The 25186-nt window shown below is 37.6% G+C and carries 21 protein-coding genes; 17 read left to right on the top strand and 4 right to left on the bottom strand.

The window, feature by feature from the left end; all coding sequences use genetic code 11:
• The first annotated feature begins 5 nt into the window (after nt 1–5).
• The 15 genes from ABID46_RS00385 to ABID46_RS00315 all read left to right on the top strand — a co-directional run bounded on the left by ABID46_RS00385 (nt 6) and on the right by ABID46_RS00315 (nt 19321).
• Entirely contained in the window at nt 6–1187 is a 1182-nt protein-coding gene (locus ABID46_RS00385; RefSeq protein WP_354505531.1) for a glycosyltransferase family protein, read from the top strand.
• Nucleotides 1188–2009: 822 nt separating this feature from the next.
• Entirely contained in the window at nt 2010–3083 is a 1074-nt protein-coding gene (locus tag ABID46_RS00380; protein ID WP_354505528.1) for a glycosyltransferase family 4 protein, read from the top strand.
• A 537-nt stretch (nt 3084–3620) separates the two neighbouring features.
• A complete protein-coding gene (locus ABID46_RS00375; RefSeq protein WP_354505525.1) occupies nt 3621–4055 on the top strand; it encodes an endonuclease domain-containing protein in 435 nt (144 codons plus the stop codon).
• Nucleotides 4056–4339: 284 nt separating this feature from the next.
• Nucleotides 4340–5380 (top strand): hypothetical protein, encoded by a 1041-nt coding sequence (locus tag ABID46_RS00370; RefSeq protein WP_354505522.1) that lies wholly within the window; start codon nt 4340–4342, stop codon nt 5378–5380.
• A gap of 78 nt (nt 5381–5458) precedes the next feature.
• Nucleotides 5459–6544: a hypothetical protein gene (locus ABID46_RS00365; RefSeq protein WP_354505520.1), complete on the top strand. Its 1086-nt coding sequence runs from the start codon at nt 5459–5461 to the stop codon at nt 6542–6544.
• Nucleotides 6545–6730: 186 nt separating this feature from the next.
• Complete coding sequence (locus ABID46_RS00360) at nt 6731–7882, top strand: ATP-binding protein (protein WP_354505517.1); 1152 nt, start codon at nt 6731–6733, stop codon at nt 7880–7882.
• A 202-nt stretch (nt 7883–8084) separates the two neighbouring features.
• Nucleotides 8085–8867 (top strand): type IV toxin-antitoxin system AbiEi family antitoxin, encoded by a 783-nt coding sequence (locus ABID46_RS00355; protein ID WP_354505514.1) that lies wholly within the window; start codon nt 8085–8087, stop codon nt 8865–8867.
• Nucleotides 8848–9747: a nucleotidyl transferase AbiEii/AbiGii toxin family protein gene (locus ABID46_RS00350; protein ID WP_354505511.1), complete on the top strand. Its 900-nt coding sequence runs from the start codon at nt 8848–8850 to the stop codon at nt 9745–9747. Before ABID46_RS00355 ends, ABID46_RS00350 begins: the two co-directional genes overlap by 20 nt.
• A 10-nt stretch (nt 9748–9757) precedes the next feature.
• Nucleotides 9758–10921 (top strand): glycosyltransferase family 4 protein, encoded by a 1164-nt coding sequence (locus ABID46_RS00345; RefSeq protein WP_354505508.1) that lies wholly within the window; start codon nt 9758–9760, stop codon nt 10919–10921.
• 901 nt (nt 10922–11822) lie between these two features.
• Nucleotides 11823–12431 carry a sugar transferase gene (locus ABID46_RS00340; protein WP_354505505.1) on the top strand — a complete coding sequence of 203 codons (609 nt, stop codon included), beginning with the start codon at nt 11823–11825 and terminating at the stop codon, nt 12429–12431.
• Nucleotides 12415–13056, top strand: coding sequence for an acetyltransferase (locus ABID46_RS00335; protein WP_354505502.1), 642 nt, complete (start codon nt 12415–12417; stop codon nt 13054–13056). The genes ABID46_RS00340 and ABID46_RS00335 overlap by 17 nt, the downstream gene beginning before the upstream one ends.
• A gap of 22 nt (nt 13057–13078) precedes the next feature.
• A complete protein-coding gene (locus tag ABID46_RS00330) occupies nt 13079–14188 on the top strand; it encodes a DegT/DnrJ/EryC1/StrS family aminotransferase (RefSeq protein ID WP_354505499.1) in 1110 nt (369 codons plus the stop codon).
• A complete protein-coding gene (locus tag ABID46_RS00325; protein WP_354505496.1) occupies nt 14175–16097 on the top strand; it encodes a polysaccharide biosynthesis protein in 1923 nt (640 codons plus the stop codon). The genes ABID46_RS00330 and ABID46_RS00325 overlap by 14 nt, the downstream gene beginning before the upstream one ends.
• A gap of 59 nt (nt 16098–16156) precedes the next feature.
• Nucleotides 16157–16912 (top strand): polysaccharide biosynthesis/export family protein, encoded by a 756-nt coding sequence (locus ABID46_RS00320; protein ID WP_354505493.1) that lies wholly within the window; start codon nt 16157–16159, stop codon nt 16910–16912.
• Between the two features lie 9 nt (nt 16913–16921).
• Complete coding sequence (locus ABID46_RS00315; protein ID WP_354505491.1) at nt 16922–19321, top strand: GumC family protein; 2400 nt, start codon at nt 16922–16924, stop codon at nt 19319–19321.
• 94 nt (nt 19322–19415) lie between these two features.
• Here the strand turns inward: ABID46_RS00315 and ABID46_RS00310 are convergent, their stop codons facing one another.
• Nucleotides 19416–20630 carry a bifunctional folylpolyglutamate synthase/dihydrofolate synthase gene (locus ABID46_RS00310; RefSeq protein ID WP_354505488.1) on the bottom strand — a complete coding sequence of 405 codons (1215 nt, stop codon included), beginning with the start codon at nt 20628–20630 and terminating at the stop codon, nt 19416–19418.
• 58 nt (nt 20631–20688) lie between these two features.
• Nucleotides 20689–21741: an anhydro-N-acetylmuramic acid kinase gene (locus tag ABID46_RS00305; protein WP_354505485.1), complete on the bottom strand. Its 1053-nt coding sequence runs from the start codon at nt 21739–21741 to the stop codon at nt 20689–20691.
• A gap of 50 nt (nt 21742–21791) precedes the next feature.
• Between ABID46_RS00305 and glyA the strand changes: the two genes are divergently transcribed.
• On the top strand, nt 21792–23063 hold the full coding sequence (gene glyA, locus ABID46_RS00300; protein ID WP_354505482.1) for a serine hydroxymethyltransferase: 1272 nt from the start codon (nt 21792–21794) through the stop codon (nt 23061–23063).
• Between the two features lie 127 nt (nt 23064–23190).
• Nucleotides 23191–23556 (top strand): DUF4377 domain-containing protein, encoded by a 366-nt coding sequence (locus ABID46_RS00295; protein ID WP_354505479.1) that lies wholly within the window; start codon nt 23191–23193, stop codon nt 23554–23556.
• A 1-nt stretch (nt 23557) separates the two neighbouring features.
• Here ABID46_RS00295 and ABID46_RS00290 read toward each other — a convergent pair whose 3' ends face one another.
• Together ABID46_RS00290 and ABID46_RS00285 are read right to left on the bottom strand one after the other, a co-directional pair.
• Nucleotides 23558–24700 carry an ATP-binding protein gene (locus ABID46_RS00290; RefSeq protein ID WP_354505477.1) on the bottom strand — a complete coding sequence of 381 codons (1143 nt, stop codon included), beginning with the start codon at nt 24698–24700 and terminating at the stop codon, nt 23558–23560.
• A 118-nt stretch (nt 24701–24818) separates the two neighbouring features.
• The gene (locus ABID46_RS00285) at nt 24819–25175 is read right to left on the bottom strand and encodes a DUF4260 domain-containing protein (protein WP_354505474.1); all 357 of its coding nucleotides are present in this window, start codon (nt 25173–25175) and stop codon (nt 24819–24821) included.
• Nucleotides 25176–25186 lie beyond the last annotated feature (11 nt).

Genomic DNA, 25186 nt, shown 5'->3' with positions numbered 1-25186 from the left:
AATACATGAAAAACCTCCTCTTCATCACCTGGGACGGTCCGCAGACTTCCTATATGGAAGGATTGTTTATGCCTATCTTTCATGAAATAGCAAAATCAGGAGAGGTCAACTTTCATGTCCTACAGTTTACCTGGGCAGATCAGAAAAAAATAGAAGAAGTAAAGAAAGCTGCTGAAAAATTAGACATACGCTATACGGCTTTTCCTGTTTATAAAAAACCTGTGGCGAGCATCGGGAGTTTTTTGACCCTTTTTACATCTTCCCAAAAAATTGAAAAATACATCAGGGAAAATAAGATTGACATCATCATGCCACGAAGCACGTTTCCTGCTTTTATGGTCAATAAAATCAAAAAATCATTTGAGGGAAAAATTATTTTCGATGCCGATGGCTTACCCATCGAAGAACGAGTGGATTTCGCCGGTCTGAAAAGAAACTCATTTTTGTACAAATTCCTGAAATCTGCAGAAACCCGAATGCTGAAAAAGGCCGATGCGGTCATCACCCGTTCCGGGAAAGCGTTGGATATCCATGTTCAAACCATCGGTGAACAGCATCGTCCGAAATTTTCAGTGGTTTTCAATGGCCGGGATGCGGAAAAGTTCAAGTTCAATGAAGAATGGCGTAGGGCAGCGAGAAAAGAATTGGGTGTGGATGATGAGTTGTTGTTTGTTTATGCCGGATCACTGGGTCCTCAATATTGCATGGATGAAATGCTGGAAATTTTCAGGATTTCTGAGAGGGCAAAGTTTCTGATATTGACCGGAAATCCTGAATTTGCCGTAAAACATATCCCGGAAGATTTGAGGGAGCGTATCGAGGTAAAGAAAGTCCCTTCCGATGAGGTTCCTTATTGGCTAAATGCCGGTGATATAGCCTTTGGATTGCGCCAACCGACTTATAGTATGCAGGGAGTGGCTCCGATTAAGTTGGGAGAATATTTATTGTGCGGAATTCCTGTTATTGCGAGTAAGGGCATTGGGGATTCGGAAGAGATTCTTCAGTATTTCGAAGAATGTTTTGTGTGGGATCATGCTGAAAGTCTAAAGGATAAATTACCGGAAATAAAGGAGTTCATACAAAATGCGACCTATGCAGACCGAAAAATCATTCGCCAAAAAGCATTGGACTATTTTTCGTTAGAAGCAGCCGCACAGTCGTATATAAAGGTTTGGAGAAATATTTAGGTTTTTCGATAAACATTTTGTTTCCCCCGCCCTAAAGGGAGCCAAAAGTTTTTTGTTTTTCCCCAGCCATAAAGGGAGCCAAAAGTTTTTTGTTTTTCCCCCAGCCCTAAAGGGAGCCAAAAAACTTTTCTATGTATTAGAATTTCCCACCCTTTAGGGTCGGGGGAGGAAATTCGTTTGGGGGCGTGGTACGGAAATTCTGCCTTTAGTATTTACTGTTATTTGCACACATTACATTGAATTACATTTTGTTTCCCCATCCCTAAAGGGAGCCAAAAGTTTTTTGTTTTTCCCCAGCCCTAAAGGGAGCCAAAAAACTTTTCTATGTATTAGAATTTCCCACCCTTTAGGGTCGGGGAAGTAAATTCGTTTGGGGGCGTGGTACGGAAATTTGTTTTCCCATTCCCAAATGCAGTAATATGTTTTTTGTTTTTCCCCATCCGTAAAGGGAGCCAAAAAGTTTTTCTACGTTTTAGAATTTCCCACCCTTTAGGGCCGGGGAAGGAAATTCGCTTAAGGCCGGGGGTGGAAATTTGTTTTCCCATTCCCAAATGCAGTAATATGTTTTTTGTTTTTCCCCCAGCCCTAAAGGGAGCCAAAAGTTTTTTGTTTTCCCCATCCCTAAAGGGAGCCAAAAAATGTTTTTGTTTTTCCCCAACCCTAAAGGGAGCCAAAAAACTTTTCTACGTATTAGAATTTCCCACCCTTTAGGGCTGGGGGAGGAAATTCGCTTAGGGGCGGGGGAGGAAATTCAATTCCCTTTTTAAATTCAATCCAATTTGTTTTTGCATTTTTGCACAAAGAAAAACGTTTTTGAAGTCAATGAAAGTCCTCTATCTCACCAAATACACCCGGATGGCAGGAAGCAGCAGAATGCGCAGCTTTCAGTATTTTCCGTATTTGGAAAAGGCGGGGATTCAGCCGGTTGCCAAGCCGTTTTTTGATGATGCTTATTTGAGGGATTTGTATGCTGGAAAGAAAAATATTTTTTCTGTTCTCAAATCCTATATCAGGAGATTTTTTGTTTTGTTTACAGTTTTCCGTTATGATATAGTAGTGATCGAAAAAGAGATTTTTCCTTATCTGCCTGCTTTTGCAGAAAAGATTCTACAGATTTTGTGTGTAAAATATATTGCGGATTATGATGATGCTATTTTTCATAATTATGATCAAAGTAGAAATCCGCTTATTCGGAAGTTTTTAGGAAATAAAATCGGCAAAGTAATGAAATACAGCAGGGTTACAGTTGCCGGGAATCAATATCTTGCGGATTATGCAGTAAAATCAGGAGCCGGAAAAGTAGAAATCATCCCGACAGTAATTGATTTAGACCGTTATACCGTAAAAAGGGATTCAATTTCCGAAAATGAAAATTTTGTGGTTGGTTGGATTGGAACAAAAACGACTTTTGAGAAACATCTGCTTCCCTGTAAAAAGTGGATAAAAGAAATTCAGGAAAAAGATCCGGATATTGAGTTTCATATCATCGGCATCACGGAAGATATGGATTTGGGCAACCATATACGCTATATTCCTTGGACTGAAAAAACCGAAGTGGAAGGAATTCTGAAAATGGACATCGGGATTATGCCTTTAGAAGATTCGCTCTGGGAAAGAGGAAAATGTGCCTATAAACTCATTCAGTATGCTGCCTGTGGCATTCCGGGTATCGCTTCGGATGTGGGAATGAATCGAGAAGTTACGATCCAAAATGAAACGGGATTTTTGGTCAGTTCAGATGAGGAATGGATCAACCGGATTTTTGAATTGAAAAACAATAGGGAAGAAAGAAAACTTCTGGGGATGAATGCAAGAAAATTGGTAGAAGAAAAATATTGTATTCAGGTGACGGCTGAGCGATGGTGCAATCTGTTGGGCATGAAACGCACCCTGTAATTCCCCTCCTCCGGAGGGGTGGCCGCAGGCCGGGGTGGGTTTACCCCTCCTCCGGAGGGGTGGCCGTAGGCCGGGGTGGGATTACCCCATGGCCGTAGGCCGGGGTGGTAGTACCCCTCCTCGGGCGTGGTAATAGAGAAAAACATTCCCTTCTAAAAAAGTGAAATGAACACCCCGCCTTTTGGAGTAGTGCTTAATTAAAATGGCGTAGTATAAAAGTGTTTTTAACACCCCGCCCTTCGGGCACCCCTCTTAAAAAGAGGGGAATTAACACCCCGCCCTTCGGAGTAGTGTTTAATTAAAATGGCGTAGTATAAAAGTGTTTTTAACACCCCGCCCTTTGGGCACCCCTCTTAAAAAGAGGGGAATTAACACCCCGCCCTTCGGGCACCCCTCTTAAAAAGAGGGGAATTAACACCCCTCCCTTCGGGCACCCCTCTTAGAAAGAGGGGAATGGGAAGAGAAATTATTAGATCTCACTCAGTAAAATAGGGGAGTTAGTTTTGTATATTTGATACTATTCAAAAACATAATACCATGCCTCATCCAGCTATTTTAACAGTAATAGACGGTGTTTTTGTTTATCGAAGAGAGATCAATCCCTTACCAGCAAATATAAATTTGCGAAATCGTGCCAAATCTTTGCGAAAAGCAGGTGTTTTGTCGGAAGTCATTTTTTGGTTGCATGTGAAGAATGGTCTTTTTTACAAGATAGATTTTGACCGCCAAAGGATAATTGGAAACTATATTGTGGATTTTTATGTGAAATCTCTGGGTCTGGTAGTTGAAATTGACGGCACGAGCCATAATTCGAAATTGGAATATGACCTGAAAAGGGATGAATTCATGAAAAATTTGGGATTAATCATTTACAGAATATCGGATTTAAGGGTACGGCATGATTTGGGAAATGTTTTAAATGAGTTGAAAGACTTTATAAAAAATGAATTTGGAGATTCGTGTTCTGACTAATTGATGTCAGGATTTAGCTAACACCCCGCCCTTTGGGCACCCCTCTTAGAAAGAGGGGAACTAACACCCCGCCCTTTGGGCACCCCTCTTAAAAAGAGGGAAATTTTTAAGTGAGATAAGGTTTTGGGTTTATATCGTTTCAAATCTCTACATTTGCTTTCATGGTTTTGGACTTAGTGTATATACCCATCATTATCCTTTTGGGACTTGGATTTGTTAATCTTTTTAAAAGGGATTTAACATCCAAAAACTTTCAGGCACTACGGTATTTATTCATTTTTCATATGCTTTTAGGCGTCTACTATTGTTTTTTCATCCAAGGAGATGCCATTGGGTATTGGAGAATTCCAAAAGAATATACATTTAAAACTTTTCAAGAAGGTTTGTTCAATGGAGAAGGAACGATGTTTATGTACGCATTCAACTATGTATTTTCCAATCTATTGAATATGTCCTATCTATCCAATACACTTTTGTATTCTTTGTTTGGGTTTATGGGCATGACTTTGTTTTATATGATTGCGGTTAAAACCATTCCTTATACGAAACTCATCAATGGGTATGCATTATTCCCATTAATTTTTTTCTTGCCGAATTTGCATTTTTGGAGCGCTGGAGTTGGGAAAGACACTACCTTGTTTTTGTGTATTGCCCTATTTGCTTATGGTGTGATGAAACCTTTGAAGCGAATTCCATTGATTCTGATTGGTTTGGCGATTGCGATGGCCATTCGACCCCATATAGTTTTGTTTTTATTTGTGGGATTTGGGATTGCTTACGTATTTGGAGGGAAAGTTTCAGGTTTTCAGAGAATCTTATTTTCCATAGTATTGATTGGTGGAGGCATTGCCATTTTACCTTCTGTGATGGAATTTGCAAAAATTGAAGAGGCATCTGCTGCAGGTTTTGAAGAGTTTGCTACTAAGAAAGCAGATGTTTTGAGTAGGTCACATACTGGCTCGGCCATTGATATTTCTTCTTATCCCTTTCCTCTGAAAGTGTTAACCTTTTGGTTTCGACCTTTGTTTTTTGATGTGAGAAATTTGAATGGTTTGGTTGCCTCTATTGAAAATTTAGCTTTGGTAAGCTTGTTCATTATGGCCATGGCAAGAAAGCCGTTAAAAGCTTTTAAAGCAGCACCCTTTGTGATCAAAGGTTTGGTCATTTTTTTAATCGTGGGTACTCTTGCTTTTTCTCAATCTTTGGGAAATGTAGGGATCATGATCCGTATGCGCAATATGTTTTTGCCAGGAATGTTAATCTTTATTCTTTGGGTGTTTTCGTATGAATATCAATCGCGAATACAAAAGAAAATCAACCCTTAGAAATGTTCAGGATGAGAATGGGAGTGAACAAATCTATACTTATGTAAATTGACAATCAAAAGAAAACAATTGCTATTCATGAATCTCTCTAGGTTTTTAAAATCTTTCCCCTATTTCCTTATTCTCTACCATTTGGTATTTGCATGGTTTGCCTATGAGTATGTGAATCAAAACAATGGAGATGCGGTGAAGTATTGGTTTACGGGAGTTAAAATGGAGAATTTGAGTTGGGGAGAATTTCTTCAACCCGGAACTTCTGCCATTTACATGATTAGCTATCCGTTGGTGAAATTTTTGAAACTATCACCTTTGGTAGGCTGCTTTCTGTTTAGCGCTTGGAGTAGTATCGGGTTTTGGCGATTATGGAAATTGGCGATGAATGCTTTGCCAAATCGTTGGTTGACATTCTTTCCGCTCATCCTAATATCCTTATTGCCCAATGTTCATTTTTGGACTTCTTTGATTGGGAAGGAGGCCTTTTTATTTCCATTCTTTGTGTTTTTTCTGGAGAAGATGTACCAAAAGCAGTATACTTCTTGGGTCTTGTTTTTGAGTTTATTTGCCATCATTTGGGTGAGACCTCATTTGGGCTTATTGTTGATAGGATCCTTTGGGATTGTTTATCTTTTCTTGTCGAAGAATACTTGGCAATGGAAAGCGAAACTAGCAACGATCTTAATAGGTTTGGCTGGTGTTTCTTATTATTTATTGGGTAAAATAACCCAAGCGAAAGAAGGTTTGTTTCAAAAAGTGCTCAATCTTTATGCTGCTCACAACGAAAAACTAAAATCTACTTCTGCTTATGTGCCATTAGAGGAATATCCCTATCCGATCAAATTGTTTAGCTTTTACTTTCGACCTCTTCCATTTGAAAAATCGGGTTTTCTCTATACAGTTCTATCGATTGAGAATTTCATTTCCTTACTTCTTTTCGGATTTTGCATCTATTTAGCTTCGCGAAATTATAAAGCTATGATTCAGCATCAAGTTTTTGTGGGTATACTAGTATTTCTTTTGGTTTATGGAACCGTTTTTGGATTGGGATACGCCAATTATGGTTTAATTGTTCGAACGAAATCCCTTGTTTTTCCATTTGTTTTTCTTGCAATTTTTCTTCTCTTGAACTATAATTTGTCGAAAAACGAATCCAAGCTAGCTAGCTGATTCATTTCTAATAGTATCTTTGAAACCTATGAAACCCAAACTCATCCGCATCACCATGGTACAGATATCCCTTCGTACTTTATTGCGTTGCCAGCTTCGGTTTATGTCTGCGAATGGTTTTGAAATATATCTTTAAATAAATGTTTACAATTTTGGAGTTCAATTCCAAAATTGTAAGTTTGCATTATGATTGCAAGACAAGCAAAGCAAGAATTAGACGAGTTAGCTTTAGTTTTTAAAGCCATAGCTGTAGTGGGTCCACGACAGTCTGGCAAAACTACTTTGGTTCGTCATGCTTTTCCGTCAAAACCCTATGTCAATTTAGAAAATCCTGATACTAGGCTTTTTGCATCTGAAGATCCGAGAGGTTTTTTAAGTGGTTATCCACAAGGAGCAATTTTGGATGAGATACAACGTGTTCCACAATTATTCTCGTACTTACAAGAAATTTTAGATAATAGTAACGAAATGGGTTTGTTTGTACTTACTGGTTCCAACAACTTTTTGTTGCAGGAAAACATTTCGCAAAGTTTGGCAGGAAGGATTGGATATTTACAGTTATTGCCTTTATCTATTTCAGAAATAGGTAACTTGCTAACAGATACTAATGAACTGATACTTCGAGGTGGTTATCCTGCTATCTATCAGCAAAACATTCCGGCTGATAAATGGTATGCCAATTACATACGTACGTATGTGGAAAGAGATGTCCGCCTGATTAAAAACATTGGAAATTTACAGGTTTTTGAGAAATTCTTGCGTCTATGTGCAGGACGTGTCGGACAATTGCTCAATATGAGTAGTCTGGCTGTAGAAACAGGCGTAGATGTGAAAACTATTGGGTCTTGGTTAAGTGTTTTGGAAATGAGCTTTGTGATTTTCAGATTGCAACCCTATCATCAAAATTACAATAAGCGAATCGTCAAAATGCCTAAATTATATTTCTATGATGTGGGATTGGCCTTAGCGTTAATGGGAGTAGAAGAACCTTTACAAGTTCAGTTACATCCGTTTCGAGGAGCTTATTTTGAAAACCTAATCGTATTGGAGTTTTTAAAACAACGACTGAATAATGGTAAAAATCCTAACATCTATTTTTGGAGAGATAATGTAGGTAATGAAGTAGATTTATTGGTAGAAAAAAACAACGAATTAATACCGATAGAAATAAAATCAGGACAAACAGTTACTTCTGATTACTTTAAGGGTTTGCTTTTTTGGAATAAAATAACAAATTCGAAAGGCGGTTATGTAGTTTATGGCGGAGATACCGCAGAAAATCGGAGCAATGGTATTCAGGTAATTCCTTTTCGACAGATTGCAAAAACTCTTTTTTGATAAATAATGATGAACAAACCCAAACTCATTCGTATGACCACCGTGCCTATTTCTTTAAAAACTCTTTTAAAAGGGCAACATCGATTTATGTCGCAAAATAAGTTTATTTTTTAATCACAATCTAAACTATTAGTTTATAAATGAAAGTTTTTATTAACGAAAAAACACTACCTTTGTTTAAAATAGTCGATAAAAACGTAGTATGAGTTCGTTAAATCCAACTAAAATAAACTATTTATTACAGCAAGTTCCTGTTGGTGTTGCAATGGCAAGTAGTTGGCTCAGCAAACAGGGATATAGTCCGGATCTTATTAGAAGTTATCGGAAAAGTCAGTGGTTGGAGTCTTTGGGCAATGGTGCTGTAAAAAGAATTAGTGATGAGGTTGATTATCTGGGAGCGGTTTATTGCCTGCAAAAACAACTTGAGCAGTCTGTCTATCCTGCTGCAAAAACAGCTTTAATTTTACAAGGGCGAAGTCATTATTTAGAGATGGACGAACAGCAGGTCTATTTGTTTGGAAGCGAAAAAGAAACATTGCCTACGTGGTTCAAAAATCAAAATTGGAAACCAAAAATACAATTTTATACCTCTTCTTTTTTACCCGAAAGTTTAGCAATGACTCAGATAGTACATAAAAATTTTGAAGTTTCAGTTTCTACACCCGCAAGAGCTTTGATGGAGTGTCTGTATTTAGCACCAAAGGAAATGAATTTGGTAGAATGCTATGAATTGATGGAAGGCTTAAATGATTTAGTTCCTACACAAGTACAGCAGTTGTTAGAACAATGTACTTCGGTAAAAGTGAAAAGATTATTTTTGTATTTGGCAGAAAAATCAAATCACAGTTGGTTGAAGTATGTCAACAAAGAAAAAATAGATTTAGGAGCAGGAAATCGAAGTTTAGTAAAGAATGGTGTCTATATATCAAAATACAAAATAACTGTACCCAAAGAATTGGAAGAAGATGGATTACCAGAAATATAAAGCGCAAGTACGGTTGTTGCTACAAGTGCTTCCAGTGGTAAGTGATGAAAAGGTCTTTGCCTTACACGGAGGAACAGCTATTAATTTGTTTCATTATGATATGCCTCGCCTGTCAGTAGATATAGATTTGACGTATTTGGGGGTGGAAGATAGAGAAACTTCTCTTGAAAACATCAGACAATCATTAGAAAGGATAAAGAATAGGATTGAAAAGAAATATCCAGAAATGGTTGTTGAGCACAAAAAACGAGAATCCAAACTCATGATTACAACCAAAAATGCTTTGGTAAAAGTAGAAGTGAATCAAATTAAAAGAGGATGTTTCGCAAGTCCAGAGCTTGTAGGTTTGTGTGAGAAGGCTCAAGAAGAATTTAACTCGTTTTCTGAAATTCAGGTTGTCGAAATGGGGCATTTGTTTGGAGGAAAAATATGTGCAGCACTTGACCGACAACATCCCAGAGATTTGTTTGATGTTCACAATATATTGAAAACAGAAAAGCTATCCGAACCCATCAAAAAAGGATTTATTTTTTACTTAATCAGCTCTAACAGACCATTTGTTGAGATGTTATTTCCTCAATATCAAGACCAATATTCTGTTTTTGAAAAGCAGTTTAAAGGAATGACAGAACAAAGTTTTACGTATGAAGATTATGAAGCAAATCGATACGCTTTGGTGGAGGATATTCACCAATCTTTAACAGTTGATGATAAACTTTTTTTAATCAGTATTGAAGAATTAAATCCCGATTGGACACTATATGATTTTGAAAAATATCCGGCTGTTCAATGGAAATTACAGAATCTTGAAAAACTGAAAAAGAATAATCCTGAAAAACACGCAAACGGTATACGTTTGCTTAGAGAAAAACTTTTGTAAAAAAAGGAAAATGAACAAACCCAAACTCATTCGCATTACAACTGTTCCAATTTCCTTGAAAATATTATTGAAAGGTCAATTGAAATGGATGTCTTCCTATTTTGAGGTGGTGGGCGTTAGTTCTTCGGGGGAAGAAGTACAAGAAGTAAGAGACCAAGAAGGAATTCGAGTAGAGGAAATTCAAATGAGCCGTCAGATTACGCCTATTCAAGATTTGATTTCCTTAGTGAAAATGATTCGATTTCTGCAAAAAGAAAAACCTCAAATTGTTCATTCGCATACGCCCAAAGCAGGAATCATTGGAATGTTGGCGGCTAAAATTGCGGGAGTTCCCATTCGTATCCATACAGTTGCAGGATTGCCTTTGATGGAAGCTTCTGGAATGAAACGAAAAATTCTCTTATTGGTAGAAAAATTGACCTATTGGTCTGCTACGCAAGTCATTCCCAATTCCAAAGGTTTAGAAGCGTTTATCCTTCAGGAAAATTTGGTTTCTAGTCGTAAAATTCAATTGATCGGAAAGGGATCATCCAATGGAATCGATACCCAGCATTTTGATCCGGAAACCGTATCAGATGATGAGAAACAGAAACTCAGAAAAGAACTCCATTTAAAGGAAGACGATTTTGTATTTGTTTTTGTCGGCCGATTGGTAGCGGATAAGGGAATCCATGAATTGGTCTCCGCTTTTTCTCAACTAAAAATCGAGAATGCGAAACTCTTGTTGGTTGGACCTTTTGAAACTGAATTGGATCCCTTAAGTCTGGATACTATGGAGGAAATAAAAAACAATCCTTCCATTCTTTCTGTGGGATTTCAATCAGACGTTCGTCCGTATTTTGCGATTTCCAATGTTTTGGTTTTCCCAAGTTATCGAGAAGGATTTCCCAATGTGGTCATGCAAGCAGGAGCCATGGGTTTGCCGAGTATAGTGTCTGATATCAATGGTTGTAATGAAATTATCCAAAACGGCGAAAATGGTTGGATAGTTCCCGTAAAGGATGAAAATGCGGTTTATTCTGCCATGAAGGAAATCCTCGAAAATTCTGAATTGTATCATCGTCTTAGGCTCAATGCTCGTGAACGTATTTGCCAAGGATATGAACAAGAAGTGTTTTGGCAGGAACTTTTGAAAGAATATCAAAGGTTGATGAGAGAAAATTCCACCCTTTAGGGTTGGGGAAGGAATTTTCTAGGCATTGAAAATCTCCTCAGAAACTTTCCCCGCCTTCTGAGGTTTGTTGCAAATGAAAATTCCGCCCTTTAGGGTTGGGGAAGGAATTTTCTAAATAAGTTTTCCTATACCAATCCTTTATCCCTTGTCCCTAAAGGGAAGGATTGGCAGATTTCTTTAAATTAAAACTCCACCCTTTAAGCTAATTGAATGTTTTATCAACTAAGTTCTCAAGCTTTTTCCCGTTCCCTTAAAGGAAGAGCTTTAAAGTTGTTCGTGTTGGGAGAAAATTCCACCCTTTAGGGTTGGGGCGAGAATTTTCTAATTAAGTTTTCCTTTACCAATCCTTTATCCCTTGTCCCTAAAGGGAAGGATTGGCAGATTTCTTTAAATTAAAACTCCACCCTTTAAGCTAATTGAATGTTTTATCAACTAAGTTCTCAAGCTTTTTCCCGTTCCCCTAAAGGGTGAGCTTGAAAGTTGTTCGTGATGAAAGAAAATTCCGCCCTTTAGGGTTGGGGAGGGAATTTTCTAATTAAGTTTTCCTTTACCAATCCTTTATCCCTTGTCCCTAAAGGGAAGGATTGGCAGATTTCTTTAAATTAAAACTCCACCCTTTAAGCTAATTGAATGTTTTATCAACTAAGTTCTCAAGCTTTTTCCCGTTCCCCTAAAGGAAGAGCTTTAAAGTTTACTTAACTGGAGAAAATTCCACCCTTTAGGGTTGGGGAAGGAATTTTCTTTATGTATTTTAAATGGCTGGGGAGAGAATTTTCTTTATGTATTTTAAATGGCTGGGGAGGGAATTTTCTTTCGTTTATTCTATGATGTAAAATTATCATGAAACTAGAGCTTAACCCTTAATTTTCAGATAAAATTATTAGTACATTTGTGCGACACTATGTACGTGAATTATCTTAAAGTTTGGTTTGATTTTTTACTAGCATCTCTTGCATTGCTAGTATTGTCACCCATATTTTTAATTATTTTAATCTTATTGTCCATCGCCAATTCGGGATCGCCTTTTTTCACACAAATTCGTCCAGGCAAAAAGGAAAAATTATTTCGCATCATCAAATTCAAAACCATGAACGATGCGCGAAATGCCAATGGTCAGCTTTTACCCGATTCGGAACGTTTGACAGCCATTGGGTCTTTTGTGCGAAAAACTTCTTTGGATGAAATTCCACAATTGTTCAATGTATTGATAGGAGATATGAGTTTGATAGGCCCGAGACCCCTTTTGCCAGAATATTTGCCTTTGTATAACGAACATCAAAAACGTCGTCATGAAGTGAAGCCTGGAATCACAGGTTGGGCACAGGTCAATGGCCGAAACGCAATTTCTTGGCAACAAAAATTTGATTTTGACGTTTGGTATGTAGATCATATCTCATGGAGGTTGGATGTGAAAATACTGGTTCTCACGATTTTAAAAGTAATCAAAAAAGAAGGAATTTCCCAACAAGGGCATGCAACAATAGAAGCTTTCAATGGAAACGATAACTAAACGTGTAATTTATCTTTATGGCGCAAGTGGCCATGGGAAAGTTGTGGCTGAAATTGCCGAAAATTTAGGGTTTGAAACCATTATTTTTTTGGATGATGATGCAAGTCTAGACAAGATTTGGGATTATCCGGTTTTACACGAAATTCCTAAATCAATACCTCATTTGTGTTTAACCTTGGGGAATAATTACACCCGAAAAAAATTAGCCCAAAAATTCTCCCATGAAACTTTTGGAACCTTGATTTCGCCATCTTCAAATATCTCGAAACGTATCAAAATAGGAGCTGGAACTGTAGTAATGTCTGGAGTAAGCATCAATGCCGATGTTCAAATTGGCAGACATTGTATCCTCAATACCAATGCCTCGGTGGATCATGACTGCGAATTGGAAGATTTTGTGCATGTTTCACCCAATGCTTCATTGGCTGGAAATGTTTCTGTGGGGGAAGGAGCTCATATCGGTATTGGCGCAAGCATCATACAAGGAGTTACCATCGGGAAATGGGCAATGATCGGCGCGGGAGCTGTGATCCTTTCAGATGTGCCCGATTTTGCGGTTGTGGTAGGAAATCCTGGTAAAATCATTAAATACCAAAAGAATCCAGAAACCACGATAGAATCTTGATAAATTTGACTGAATAAAACAGATGAACAATAAAAAAATATGGCTTTCATCGCCTCATATGGGCGGAACCGAATTGAATTACATTCATGAAGCTTTTGAGTCCAATTGGGTAGCACCTTTGGGGCCCAATGTAGACGGATTTGAAAAAGACTTGGAAACCTTTTTGGGCCAAGAATCGCATGTGGCGGCTTTGAGTTCAGGAACAGCTGCTTTGCATTTGGCATTGATTTTAGTTGGAGTTCAAGCAGGCGATGAGGTGATTTGTCAGTCCATGACTTTTTCGGCATCTGCCAATCCGATTACCTATTTGGGGGCGAACCCTATTTTTGTCGATAGTGAGGAATTGACATGGAACATTTGTCCGGAATTATTGGAAACCGCCATTCAAGATCGAATCGCAAATGGTAAAAAACCAAAAGCCATCATTGCGGTTCATTTGTATGGGATGCCTTATCAGCATAGCGAAATTCGTGCTATCGCTGACCGATATGAAATTCCCATCATTGAAGATGCAGCAGAAGCTTTGGGAAGTCAATACAAAGGACAAAATTGTGGAACATTGGGCGATATATCCATCCTTTCATTTAATGGAAATAAAATTATCACCACTTCGGGTGGTGGAGCACTCGTTAGTTCACAACAAGAAATTCGAGACAAAGCGGTTTTTTTGGCCACCCAAGCGAGAGATGCAGCGCCTCATTACCAACATTCAGAAATCGGATACAACTACCGTATGTCCAATGTGGTGGCAGGAATCGGGAGAGGACAAATGGAAGTTTTGAATGAAAGAGTTGCAGCAAGAAGAAAAAATTTCGAATTTTACCAAGAATCTCTTGCTCAGCACGTTGAATTCCGTTTTTTACAAGAACCAGAAGGACATTATTCCAATCGATGGTTGAGTTGTTTGTTGACGGAATCGTTTGAACAACGCGAGAGAATTAGACTAAATTTGGAAAAAGAAAATATAGAAACCAGACCTTTGTGGAAACCGATGCATCTACAACCTGTATTTGCGAAATTTCCGCAGTATTCAAATGGTACGAGTGAAAACTTATTTGAAATTGGATTATGTTTACCAAGTGGATCAGATTTAACAACCGAAGATTTAAACAGAGTAATTGAAGGCGTTTAGTTTTTCATATGGAAGTTATTTACTTCGTAAAAACCTCAAAAAAGAAACCCCTAGAAGGTTGGTCTTAGCAATCGACTTATACATCACTTTCAATACTTTTTTGGTTACGTTTTTATTGTTGAAAATCCTTCGAATTGGTCCAGCTACACGATTGTATGATGTCGTTATCCATCATGTGCCACAGGTTTTGTTTTTCAGCTTGGTGGCCTATTTGGCAACTTCGTCCTACAAAGGAATTGTGCGTCATACAGGATTCAAAGATGTGATGAATGTATTCAAGGCCATGATGCTTTTCGTCGTTTTGATGAGTTTGTTCAATTGGCTGATTATATCTGTAGATCCAAATTCTGCTTTTCGAATCAGCAAAGTGGTCATTTTGGTTCACTTCTTATTCAATACCATTGCCCTAATTTTCTTACGAATCTTGTACAAAAGTTTGTACAATTTTTATGTGTTGGGAAATCGATATAGCCGCCGTGTGATGATTTATGGTGCCGGAGATTCTGGGGTGATTACCTACAAAGCCTTGAAAAATGATGAAAAAAGTCGTGTGGCAGTTTTCGGATTTTTGGACGATAAAAAGAAAAAGGTTGGAAAGAAAATCGATGGGATTAAAGTCTACGATCCGAAAACGATTACAGCAGAATTTGTTCAGAAACATCATATTACCGAGATTATCATTTCCATTCAAAACATTAAACCTGAACGATTAAGAGAGATTGTGGACATGTTTACCGATATTCCAGTTTCTCTGAAAATTGTTCCTGCAGTAAGCAGTTGGTTAAAAGGGGATCTGACGGCTCAACAAATCAAAAATATACGCATCGAGGACTTATTGGGTAGAAAGCCCATTGAATTGAACAATACCGAAATTTTGGCAGAAACCAAAGACAAAGTTATTTTGGTAACAGGGGCTGCGGGTTCGATTGGAAGTGAAATTGCACGTCAATTGATGCGTTATCCGGTCAAACAATTGATCATGTTGGATCAATCGGAAACGGCCTTGTTTGATTTGCAGCAAACCACCAAAAAGTATTGCAAGGACAGCTGTGAATTTGTGATGGGAGACATCCGAAACCAAAAACGGATGGAATTGTTGATACGTCATTTTCATCCCGATATCATTTTTCATGCTGCAGCCTACAAACACGTTCCCTTGATGGAAGACAATCCCTATGAATCCATTACCACCAATGTGAAAGGAACCAAAATTTTGGCCGATTTGGCTGTGCAATATCAGGTGGGGAAATTTGTCATGGTTTCAACAGACAAAGCAGTAAATCCTACCAATGTGATGGGAGCGACCAAGCGATTGGCAGAATTGTATGTGACGAATTTGAACCAAACTTCCTCCACCAATTTCATCGTAACAAGATTTGGAAATGTATTGGGTTCCAATGGTTCGGTCATCCCGATTTTTAGAAGACAAATTGAAGAAGGTGGACCGATCACAGTTACGCATCCCGATATCACGCGCTATTTTATGACCATCCCAGAAGCTTGTCAATTGGTTTTGGAGGCAGGTGCCATGGGAAAAGGCGGAGAGGTTTTTGTGTTTGATATGGGCGAATCGGTGAAGATTTTTGATTTAGCGAAAAAAATAATTCGATTAAGTGGTTTGAAATATCCAGATGATATCGACATCCAAATCGTTGGATTGCGTCCGGGTGAAAAGATTTACGAAGAATTATTGGCGCAAAATGAAATGACCATTAAGACGCACCATCCGAAAATCATGATTGCAAAAGTGGATCAATCCAATGATTCATTTTCCACTAAATTCCAAGAATTATTATCGATCGAAATTTCGGAACAACCACGAGAGACCAATTTTCTTTTGGTCAATAAAATCAAGGAAATTCTACCCGAATATTCGCCCAATAATTCGATTTTTTCCACAAATGAATAAATGTTAACAGCAATCAATTTATTTTATATTTGCATAAGATCAAATTCGAACAGATGAGAATGAGCCCCAAAGGTGTTTTGTCTAAACTTACATTGCTTTTTATACTAGCAATCCTTATTACTTCTTGTGTTCCTAGAGAACGCATTGTGTATTTTCAAGGGGATTTAGATGCTGTGAGTGAGGTTGACAGACATGCAGTAAAAATTCAAGCTGATGATTTATTGGAAATTACCGTTTTTGGAAGAAGTGTAGAAGCAACTCGTATTTTTAATCAAGAGGCAAACATTCAAAATCAAAATACTAGGCAAACTTATTTGGTCGATGAAGAAGGAAATATAGAATTTCCGGTTTTGGGCAAAGTGCAATTAGCAGGACTTTCACGAAACGAAGCTATTCAATATATGAAAGGATTGTTGTCCAAAGACATTGTGGATCCTGGAGTTTCAATTGCCATCAAAAATTATCGAATTACCGTTTTGGGAGAAGTAACAAAACCAGGAACCTATCCATTAGAAAATGAGAAAGTAACCATTTTGGAAGCCTTAGGAATGGCGGGAGATATGACCATCAATGGTGTTCGGGAGAATGTTTTGGTCGTTCGTGAGGAAGGAGGTGAGCGGAATTATTACCGCGTGAATTTGGCTTCAAGTGAGGTATTCAATTCGCCTGTTTATTATTTGGCTCAAAATGATGTGGTCTATGTTGAGCCCAATCAAAACAAAATCAATACCTCGAGCAATACCATTCGAAATGTATCCTTTGGGATATCCATTGCTAGTTTCTTGATAACGCTTGTAACACTAATTACCCGTTAAACTTTTCACATGCAGTATAAAGAGCTCAATGGCGATTCTAACTTAAATTCAACTTCCACTCAAAATTTATTGGATGGGGAAGGACAAAGCTCCTTTTCATTTATTGAATTATGGGAAAGATTGATTCGCAATTGGTATTGGTTAGCCTTGGGTCTTATAATAGCTTTAGCTGCTGCACATATTCATCTTCGGTACGCAGAAAATTACTATCGAGCAGAAGCAAAATTATTGTTGAAAGAAGATGCGACCAAATGGAGTTCTGAATTGAGTGCATTGACGGGAAGAGGGCTAGGAAGAGCGGATACCAAACCCGATATTTCGGATCAGATTGAAATCATGCGCTCCAGAAGATTGGTGAGCAAAGTAGTTCAGAATTTGGATTTAAATGTTCGTTATTTTTCGGATGGTCGATTCAAAAAAGGAGAATTTTTTCAGGAGACTACTCCCATCATTGTAAAGGTTTTATCCAAAGATTATGCACCTCTACGATTTGAATTGAAAATGAAATCGGCCAACAAATTTGACATCATTCATAATGAACAAACCTATAATTCTTCACTAGGAAGTCCTATCAAAATTGGGAAAACCGAATTCATGGTATTGCCCAAAGATGGGAAATCTGTCACTACTGGGAGGTCCATTATGGTGGCAATTTTACCGATTGAATCTGCGACAAGCATGTACAAAGGAAAGTTGACGATTGCACCTGTAAACGATGGTTCCGTTTTGAGTGTTTCAATGGTCGATAATTTACCCGATCGTGCCAAAAAAGTAATCGACGAATTGATCAGTCAATACAATGAAGACGCGATCAATGACAAACGATTGATTGGAGAGAAAACAACAAAATTTATTGAAGATCGTTTGGCAAAAGTTTCCGATGATTTACAGTCCAAAGACCGTGATGTAGAAGTGTTCAAAAAGACCAATCATGTCATTGATTTGCAGGCCGAAGGTGGTTTAAGTTTGAATGAAAAGTCAGCCAACCATTCTCAAGTTTTAGCAGAATCGACTCAATTGAGCTTGGTGGATTATATGCAGGATTATTTGAAAACCAATGGTGAAGATTTAGTGCCTGTCAATGTTGGTTTGACCGATGGTGCCATCAACGCCAATGTTTCGAAATACAACGAATTGATTTTGGCCAAAAAAGATATGTTGAAGCATTCTACAGAATCGAGTGAAATTGTTCAAAATCTCAATCAACAAATAGCCGAAATTGGCGCCAACCTAAACACAAGTTTGAACAATTATAAAAAGACTACGCAGATTTCTTTAAACAAGGCTACAGGTGAAAGTGGACGAATTTCTTCAAAAATACAGTCATTCCCAACCCAAGAAAAAGAATTCAAACACATTGCAAGACAACAGCAAATTGTAGAAGCCTTGTATTTGTTCTTGTTGCAAAAAAGAGAAGAAAACGAAATTACCAATTCCGCAACACCATCAGCCATCAAAGTAGTGGATTATGCATATAGCAATTATTCTCCCATTGCTCCCAACCGTCAAACGATCTATTTGGGTGCGGCCGCAGCAGGTTTGATGATTCCTTTGGCAATTCTTTATTTGACGTTCTTGTTGAACAACAAAGTGCAGAGTCGTAAGGACATTGAAAAAACAGGGATTTCCATTATTGGAGATATTCCCAACACCAAAGCAGATGAAATCATTCAAGAAAATGATCGAAGTATTTTGGCAGAATCTTTCCGAATTTTACGAACCAATATCAATTTCTATCTTCCCGAATCTCAAATTGGCGGCAAATCGATTTTCATTACTTCAACGGTGAGTGGAGAAGGAAAGACCTTTGTGGCCTCCAACTTGGCGACCATCTTGGCCACTTCTGAAAAATACAAAGTTTTGTTGGTAGGAGCCGATATTCGTAGTCCACGTTTATTGGAAATGTTGGACAAAGAATACTTGGGAACCAACAAAGGAATTACCCATTTCTTGTCCGATACAGGTCTTCAAATTCAAGATGTGATTACGCATGATGCAAGTTTGAAATTCGATATCATTCATTCAGGTGTTATTGCACCCAATCCATCGGAATTGTTGATGAATGGCCGTTTCAAGGAATTGATTGATGAAGCCAAAAACTTGTATGATTTTGTGATTGTCGATACTGCGCCAGTAAGTTTGGTGACCGATACCCAAATCATTGCCAACCATGCCGACTTGTTCTTGTATGTGATTCGTGCGAATTATTTAGACAAACGATTATTGGAAATGCCTCGTGATTTATACCGTGACAAACGATTGCCCAATATGGCTTTGATCTTAAATGATGTCGGAGCTGGAAAAGGCTATGGATATGGCTATGGTTACGGATATGGATACGGTTATGGTGGCTATGCCGATGCCAAACCAAAAAAATGGAAACGATTTTTACCAGCTAGATTTAGATAAAATTTTACGATATACGAATTACGATATACGAAATACGAATTTTTGACTTTAATCAATTAAAGCCTCCAACTCCCATCTTCTAGCTTCCAACTCCCTAAACCACTTCTGCAACTACAAACGTACTTCCGCCTACATAGATGAAGTCTTCTGGTTTGGCGGCCTTTTTCGCCGCTTCTAAGGCATTTTGAATAGTAGAATAATAACTAGCCTGAAAATCGGATGGAATTTGAGTTTTCAATTCCTCAACGGGAAGTTTTCGTGGAACATCGGGTTCTGAAAAATAATAAAGCGCATTTTTGGGGAAATACTCCAAAATAGATGCAACATCTTTATCATTCACAAATCCCAAGACAAAGTGTAATTTCTGATGAGGTGTTTCTTGAATTTGTCGCATTACTTCTTGAATTCCATGCGGATTATGAGCTGTGTCGGCTACAATCAATGGATTCGTTTGCAAAATATCCCATCGGCCTCGTAAACCAGTATTTTTGATCACATTGGCCAATCCTCTTTGAACTGCTTCCTCTGGAATGTTCATTCCTTGTTTGCGTAATTCCTCTATCGCAGTTAAGACCGTTCGTCTGTTTTTTACCTGATAAATACCTTTCAAATCCGAATTGTATTCAGGATGCTCGGAATCTTCCGCGAAAATTAAATTCGCATTCATTTCCTTCGCTTTGGTTTCAAAAACAGGCAAAGTTTGGGGATGTTTTTCGCCCAAAATCACAGGAATTCCTTCTTTGATAATTCCTGCTTTTTCAAAGGCAATTTCAGCTAAAGTTTCACCCAAAATTCCCGTATGATCCAATCCAATATTGGTAATCACAGACAATTTCGGTGTGATGATATTGGTGGAATCCAATCTGCCACCCAAGCCCGTTTCAATGACCGCAATATCCACTTCATCTTGTGCAAAATAGTCAAAGGCCATTGCAACGGCGACTTCAAAAAAAGATGCTTTGGAAGATTCAATTAATTCATGATGTTTTTCTACAAATTGGACGACAAATTCCTCTGTGCAAATTTCTCCATTGACCCGAATTCGTTCACGGAAATCCTTTAAATGAGGAGAAGTCGTCAAGCCGACTTTGAATCCCGCTTCCTGTAAAATCGATGCCAACATATGCGAAGTGCTTCCTTTGCCATTGGTTCCTGCCACATGAATGCTTGGGAATTTTTGATGAGGATTATCCAATTTTTCTGTCAGGAAAAGGATATTGTCTAAGTTTTTTTTGAAGGCTTTTACACCCGTTCTCTGGAACATCGGGAGTTTTTCATACAACCAGTCAACCGTTTCGGGAAAATTCATGAGATAGTGAAATTAGGCTTCAAATGTAGGATTTCTTAATTGAAATTTCTGCTAAAATTCATCCAACAATTAAACCAGTCGAATGATCTTTTGAAGCACCGGTCACGGATTGGAAAACATTGACTTGATTTTCCAATTTTAACAATCCCATCAAAGCAAAAATCAAAGCTTCTTTGTATTCGATCCGTTGATTTTCGGGCAAAATGATTTCTGTCGTTGTCTTTTTTTGAATAGATGAAATAAGAAATTGATTGTAAGCTCCACCACCTGTTACCAAACAGTTTTCCAATTTATTTTGGTTGAATATTGCTGCAATCTGAACAGCAATATGTTCCGTAAAACTTGCGATTAAATCTTCTGTTGAAAGTTGGGAATTGTTCAAAATCGGATGAATTGTTTCCAAACACCATTCAATTCCCAATGATTTGGGTGGTGCTTGATGATAAAATTCCAATTCATTTAGTTGCAGAACCAATTCGTCTGAAATATTTCCATTTCGAGCAATTTCTCCATTTCGATCATAGTTCTGACCTATTTTTTCTGCCAAATGATTCAAAATGATGTTCACGGGACAGATGTCAAACGCCAATCTCTTTTCATTTCTTCGAAACGAAATATTGGAAAATCCGCCTAGATTTAAACAAGCGTCGTACTGTCCAAATAAAATTTCGTCTCCAATCGGAACCAAAGGTGCTCCTTGTCCGCCTAGTATCACATCTTGAATTCGGAAATTATAAATTGTTTTGATTCCCGTTTTCGCATAAATTCCTGCTCCATTCCCAATTTGAAGCGTATAGAATTCTTTCGGCTTATGAAAAACGGTATGTCCGTGCGAAGCAATGAAATCAAGATCTGAAATTTGATGATTTTGAATGAAGCTAGCCACCATTTCGCCTAAATGAAATCCATAATCCACATCGAGTTTCGTGAGTTGTTCACCTGAAAGATGAATCGAATTTTTCAGTCGATCTTTCCATTCGTCTGAATACTCCAAAGTTTGGGCTTTTAGAATTTTAAATTCCATGGTCGGATAAGAAAATTGGACATAACAAAGATCCAATCCATCCAAGGAAGTTCCTGACATAAGTCCTATGGCAAAAAACGTTTTCATCGATTAAAAGTAAGATATATTCCCTACTTTTGGGAAGCAAATTTAGAATTATGGCAAAAGATATTATTTTCGATTTAATTGAAGACGAAAGAGAAAGACAAACCATCGGTTTGGAGTTGATTGCTTCAGAAAATTACGTAAGTGATAATGTAATGAAAGCAATGGGGTCTATTTTGACGAACAAATACGCAGAAGGCTATCCAGGAAAGCGTTATTATGGTGGTTGTGAAGTGGTCGATCAAATCGAAACTTTGGCCATAGAAAGATTGAAACATTTGTTTAACGCAGAATACGCAAATGTGCAGCCGCATAGTGGTTCTCAAGCCAATGGTTCTGTATATTTAGCTTGTTTGAAACCAGGCGATAAAATCATGGGATTGGATTTGTCTCATGGCGGACACTTGACACATGGTTCTCCTGTAAGTTCTTCGGGAATGTTGTATCAGACTTGTTTTTACGGTGTAGATCGTGAAACCGGAAGAATTGATTATGAAGCAATGCGTCAAACAGCTTTGAAAGAAAAACCGAAAATGATTATTTGTGGAGCTTCGGCTTATTCGCGTGATATTGATTTTGCAAAATTCCGTGAAGTTGCAGACGAAGTAGGAGCATTGTTGTTAGCAGATATTGCGCATCCAGCTGGATTGATTGCAAGAGGAGTTTTGAACGACCCAATGCCGCATTGTCATTTTGTGACTTCTACGACACACAAAACATTACGTGGTCCGAGAGGTGGTGTGATCATGATGGGGAAAGATTTTGAAAATCCTTGGGGTGAAAAAACGCCAAAAGGAGAAATCAAAATGATGTCTCAATTGTTAAATATGGCAGTTTTCCCAGGAATGCAAGGTGGTCCTTTGGAACATGTAATTGCAGCGAAAGCGGTTGCTTTTGAAGAGGCATTGTCAGACGGTTATATGGATTATGTGATTCAAGTAACCAAAAATGCACAAGCTTTGGCCAAAGCAATGATTGCCAATGGATATGATATCGTTTCGGGAGGAACGGACAATCACTTGATGTTGATTGACCTTCGAAACAAAAATATTAACGGGAAAGAAGCCGAAAATGCATTGGTAAAAGCCGATATTACCTGTAACAAAAACATGGTTCCATTTGACGATAAATCTCCGTTTACAACTTCGGGAATTCGTTTGGGAACTGCAGCGATTACCACTCGTGGATTGAAAGAAAACGATATGGAAACAATTGCAAACTTGATTGACGAAGCTTTGATGAACAAAGACAATGATGCTGTTTTGGAAAGTGTTGGCGATAAAGTAATCGAAATGATGGAAGATCGTCCTTTGTTTCAGATGTAATTGAAATACTCAATAGAAATAAAATAGAAAATCTCCTTTTCGTTTGAAAGGGAGATTTTTTTTAACATACTGTAATAGTCCTTTGGATTGGTTTTTGGATTTTTTTTCTAAAATGAAAGAGATGAAAATGAAGAATTTGATCCAGCTATTCGGAGTTTTGCTGATTTTTAGTTTGTTTGGATGTGCGGATAAAGCGAATTTTTCAAGCCATAAATTGAAAGAAAACGAGAAAATCTATTGGGTTGCCGGAACCATGGTGGACTGCATTGGAGTTGGAAAAATGAATTGCATCCAAATTCAAGTTGGAGATAAAATTGAAAAAGGAAATTGGACTTTGTTTTACAATGATATTGATGGATTTGTCTATGAACCAGGCTATATTTATAAACTAATTGTTCGAGAAGAAATCTTGCCAACAGAGAACTTACCTGCCGATGTATCCAATCTCAAAGTCAGTTTGGTAAAGGTTTTGAAAAAGAAACGAGCGATGTAGATTAGGTGATGAAATCCAAATAATTGGAAGGATTTATGACATCAAAATCTGCTTTAGGATAAGCTTTTGAAAACGCGGTTGGAGGTTTAGGATTTTTTTTTGGATTCCATTTGAATTCAAACCCATGAATATGCTCCGTTTTTTCTTCTAGCCAATCCAATTCTTGTTGATCGTAAGTTCTCCAAAAGTAATTTTGGCTTTTTATTTTGTGATACTGTTGTTTTTTAATTCTTTCTGAGGCCAAATAATTTTCCCATAATTCTCCCACATCGTTTCGTTGTTCCAGTCGATTGAAATTTTGAATAAGCGCATTTCTAATTCCATTATCATAGAAATACCAACGACTAGATTTGGTTATTTCTTTTCGAAGATTTCTACTGAATCCATTTAATTTGAACAAGACAAATACCTTCGTTAATAAATCTAAATATCGCTCAACAGTATTTTTTGAAATTTGCAGTTGATTTCCAAGTTCCTGCAAGGAAACTTCTTTGCCTACTTGAAATGCAATTAGTTTTAGCAAATCATAGATTTTTGCAGAATTCTTAATTCCATCATAGATTAAGATGTCCTTCAAAAGATAAGAATTTACAATTTCATATAAATATTCTTCCTTCTCGCTCCAATCCTGATATTGTTCCAATTCGGGATAACCACCAAACAACATTCTTTGTTCTAAATTCTCAACAGTTTGTTTATGGTTTTCAAATTCCTTGAATTCAATTTGTGAAAGTGGAAATAATTCTATCGTGTTCTTTCTGCCGACCAAAGGTTCTCCCAAATTTTGCGTTAAATCAAATGTTGAAGATCCCGTTGCAATTATTTTAATTCCTTGAATTGAATCAACCATAAGTTTTAGGTTAAGTCCTATTTCAGGAATATGTTGAGCTTCATCGATTATTAAATATTCAATTCCACTCAATAATCTTTTGTAATTGGATACGGAACGTTCTTTTAGTAAGTTAGCGTCCAAAACATCTTCTCCATTTAATAACAAAACTTTTTCGGGTTCAATGTTTTCTAAATAAGATTCAATCAATTTTGTTTTTCCGACTCTTCTGGCTCCTATTAATAATAAGACTTTATTTGGCCGAACTTTCCCTTTGAATTCTTTTAAAATTGCTCTTTTATAGTAATTTGCCATGGTTTTAAGTTCTTAAATGGTCAATCAAATATACAATAAAAAATGCAAATTGCGTCAGTTGACTGACTGAATTTATATAAATTGCGTCAGTTGACTGACTGAATTTACGTTAATTGCGTCAGTTGGGTTTTCCAATTTTGCCCAAATGCGTGTCTTGAAATCCAGAATAATATTTCAATCCATAGCCGAAAATTCGGTCCATAGCAGAATGCGCAAATAAAATAATTCCGATCAATTGAAGAACTTCCAATTGACCATATATTCCCACTAAATACAAAGCGATTCCTAGGAATTGGTGATGGAAAAAATTATACGAAATCGCTCCAAATTTGGGCCCAAATGCATATCCGATCATACTTAAATCGGGAAGTAAAAGCAATGCTGGAAATATCCACCAAGCATAAGAAAGTTGAGAAAAAAGGAAGATCGATAAGAGAAACAACCCCAAACTTTCTAAGGAAACGATTTTTTTCATGATATTCTTTT

The organism is Moheibacter stercoris (genome assembly GCF_040545805.1).
GTDB classification, from domain to species: domain Bacteria; phylum Bacteroidota; class Bacteroidia; order Flavobacteriales; family Weeksellaceae; genus Moheibacter; species Moheibacter stercoris.
Note: the sequence above shows the minus strand (reverse complement) of the source record. Positions and strands in the feature narration are given on the sequence as shown.

Coding starts and splice junctions, on each gene's coding strand:
- ABID46_RS00330 (WP_354505499.1), top strand. CDS start 13,079: ATGAACAATAAAAAAATATGGCTTTCATCGCCTCATATGGGCGGAACC.
- ABID46_RS00345 (WP_354505508.1), top strand. CDS start 9,758: ATGAACAAACCCAAACTCATTCGCATTACAACTGTTCCAATTTCCTTG.
- ABID46_RS00295 (WP_354505479.1), top strand. CDS start 23,191: ATGAAGAATTTGATCCAGCTATTCGGAGTTTTGCTGATTTTTAGTTTG.
- ABID46_RS00370 (WP_354505522.1), top strand. CDS start 4,340: ATGCTTTTAGGCGTCTACTATTGTTTTTTCATCCAAGGAGATGCCATT.
- ABID46_RS00375 (WP_354505525.1), top strand. CDS start 3,621: ATGCCTCATCCAGCTATTTTAACAGTAATAGACGGTGTTTTTGTTTAT.
- ABID46_RS00320 (WP_354505493.1), top strand. CDS start 16,157: ATGAGCCCCAAAGGTGTTTTGTCTAAACTTACATTGCTTTTTATACTA.
- ABID46_RS00385 (WP_354505531.1), top strand. CDS start 6: ATGAAAAACCTCCTCTTCATCACCTGGGACGGTCCGCAGACTTCCTAT.
- ABID46_RS00360 (WP_354505517.1), top strand. CDS start 6,731: ATGATTGCAAGACAAGCAAAGCAAGAATTAGACGAGTTAGCTTTAGTT.
- ABID46_RS00335 (WP_354505502.1), top strand. CDS start 12,415: ATGGAAACGATAACTAAACGTGTAATTTATCTTTATGGCGCAAGTGGC.
- ABID46_RS00340 (WP_354505505.1), top strand. CDS start 11,823: ATGTACGTGAATTATCTTAAAGTTTGGTTTGATTTTTTACTAGCATCT.
- ABID46_RS00310 (WP_354505488.1), bottom strand. CDS start 20,630: ATGAATTTTCCCGAAACGGTTGACTGGTTGTATGAAAAACTCCCGATG.
- ABID46_RS00285 (WP_354505474.1), bottom strand. CDS start 25,175: ATGAAAAAAATCGTTTCCTTAGAAAGTTTGGGGTTGTTTCTCTTATCG.
- ABID46_RS00380 (WP_354505528.1), top strand. CDS start 2,010: ATGAAAGTCCTCTATCTCACCAAATACACCCGGATGGCAGGAAGCAGC.
- ABID46_RS00350 (WP_354505511.1), top strand. CDS start 8,848: ATGGATTACCAGAAATATAAAGCGCAAGTACGGTTGTTGCTACAAGTG.
- ABID46_RS00365 (WP_354505520.1), top strand. CDS start 5,459: ATGAATCTCTCTAGGTTTTTAAAATCTTTCCCCTATTTCCTTATTCTC.
- glyA (WP_354505482.1), top strand. CDS start 21,792: ATGGCAAAAGATATTATTTTCGATTTAATTGAAGACGAAAGAGAAAGA.
- ABID46_RS00315 (WP_354505491.1), top strand. CDS start 16,922: ATGCAGTATAAAGAGCTCAATGGCGATTCTAACTTAAATTCAACTTCC.
- ABID46_RS00355 (WP_354505514.1), top strand. CDS start 8,085: ATGAGTTCGTTAAATCCAACTAAAATAAACTATTTATTACAGCAAGTT.
- ABID46_RS00305 (WP_354505485.1), bottom strand. CDS start 21,741: ATGAAAACGTTTTTTGCCATAGGACTTATGTCAGGAACTTCCTTGGAT.
- ABID46_RS00290 (WP_354505477.1), bottom strand. CDS start 24,700: ATGGCAAATTACTATAAAAGAGCAATTTTAAAAGAATTCAAAGGGAAA.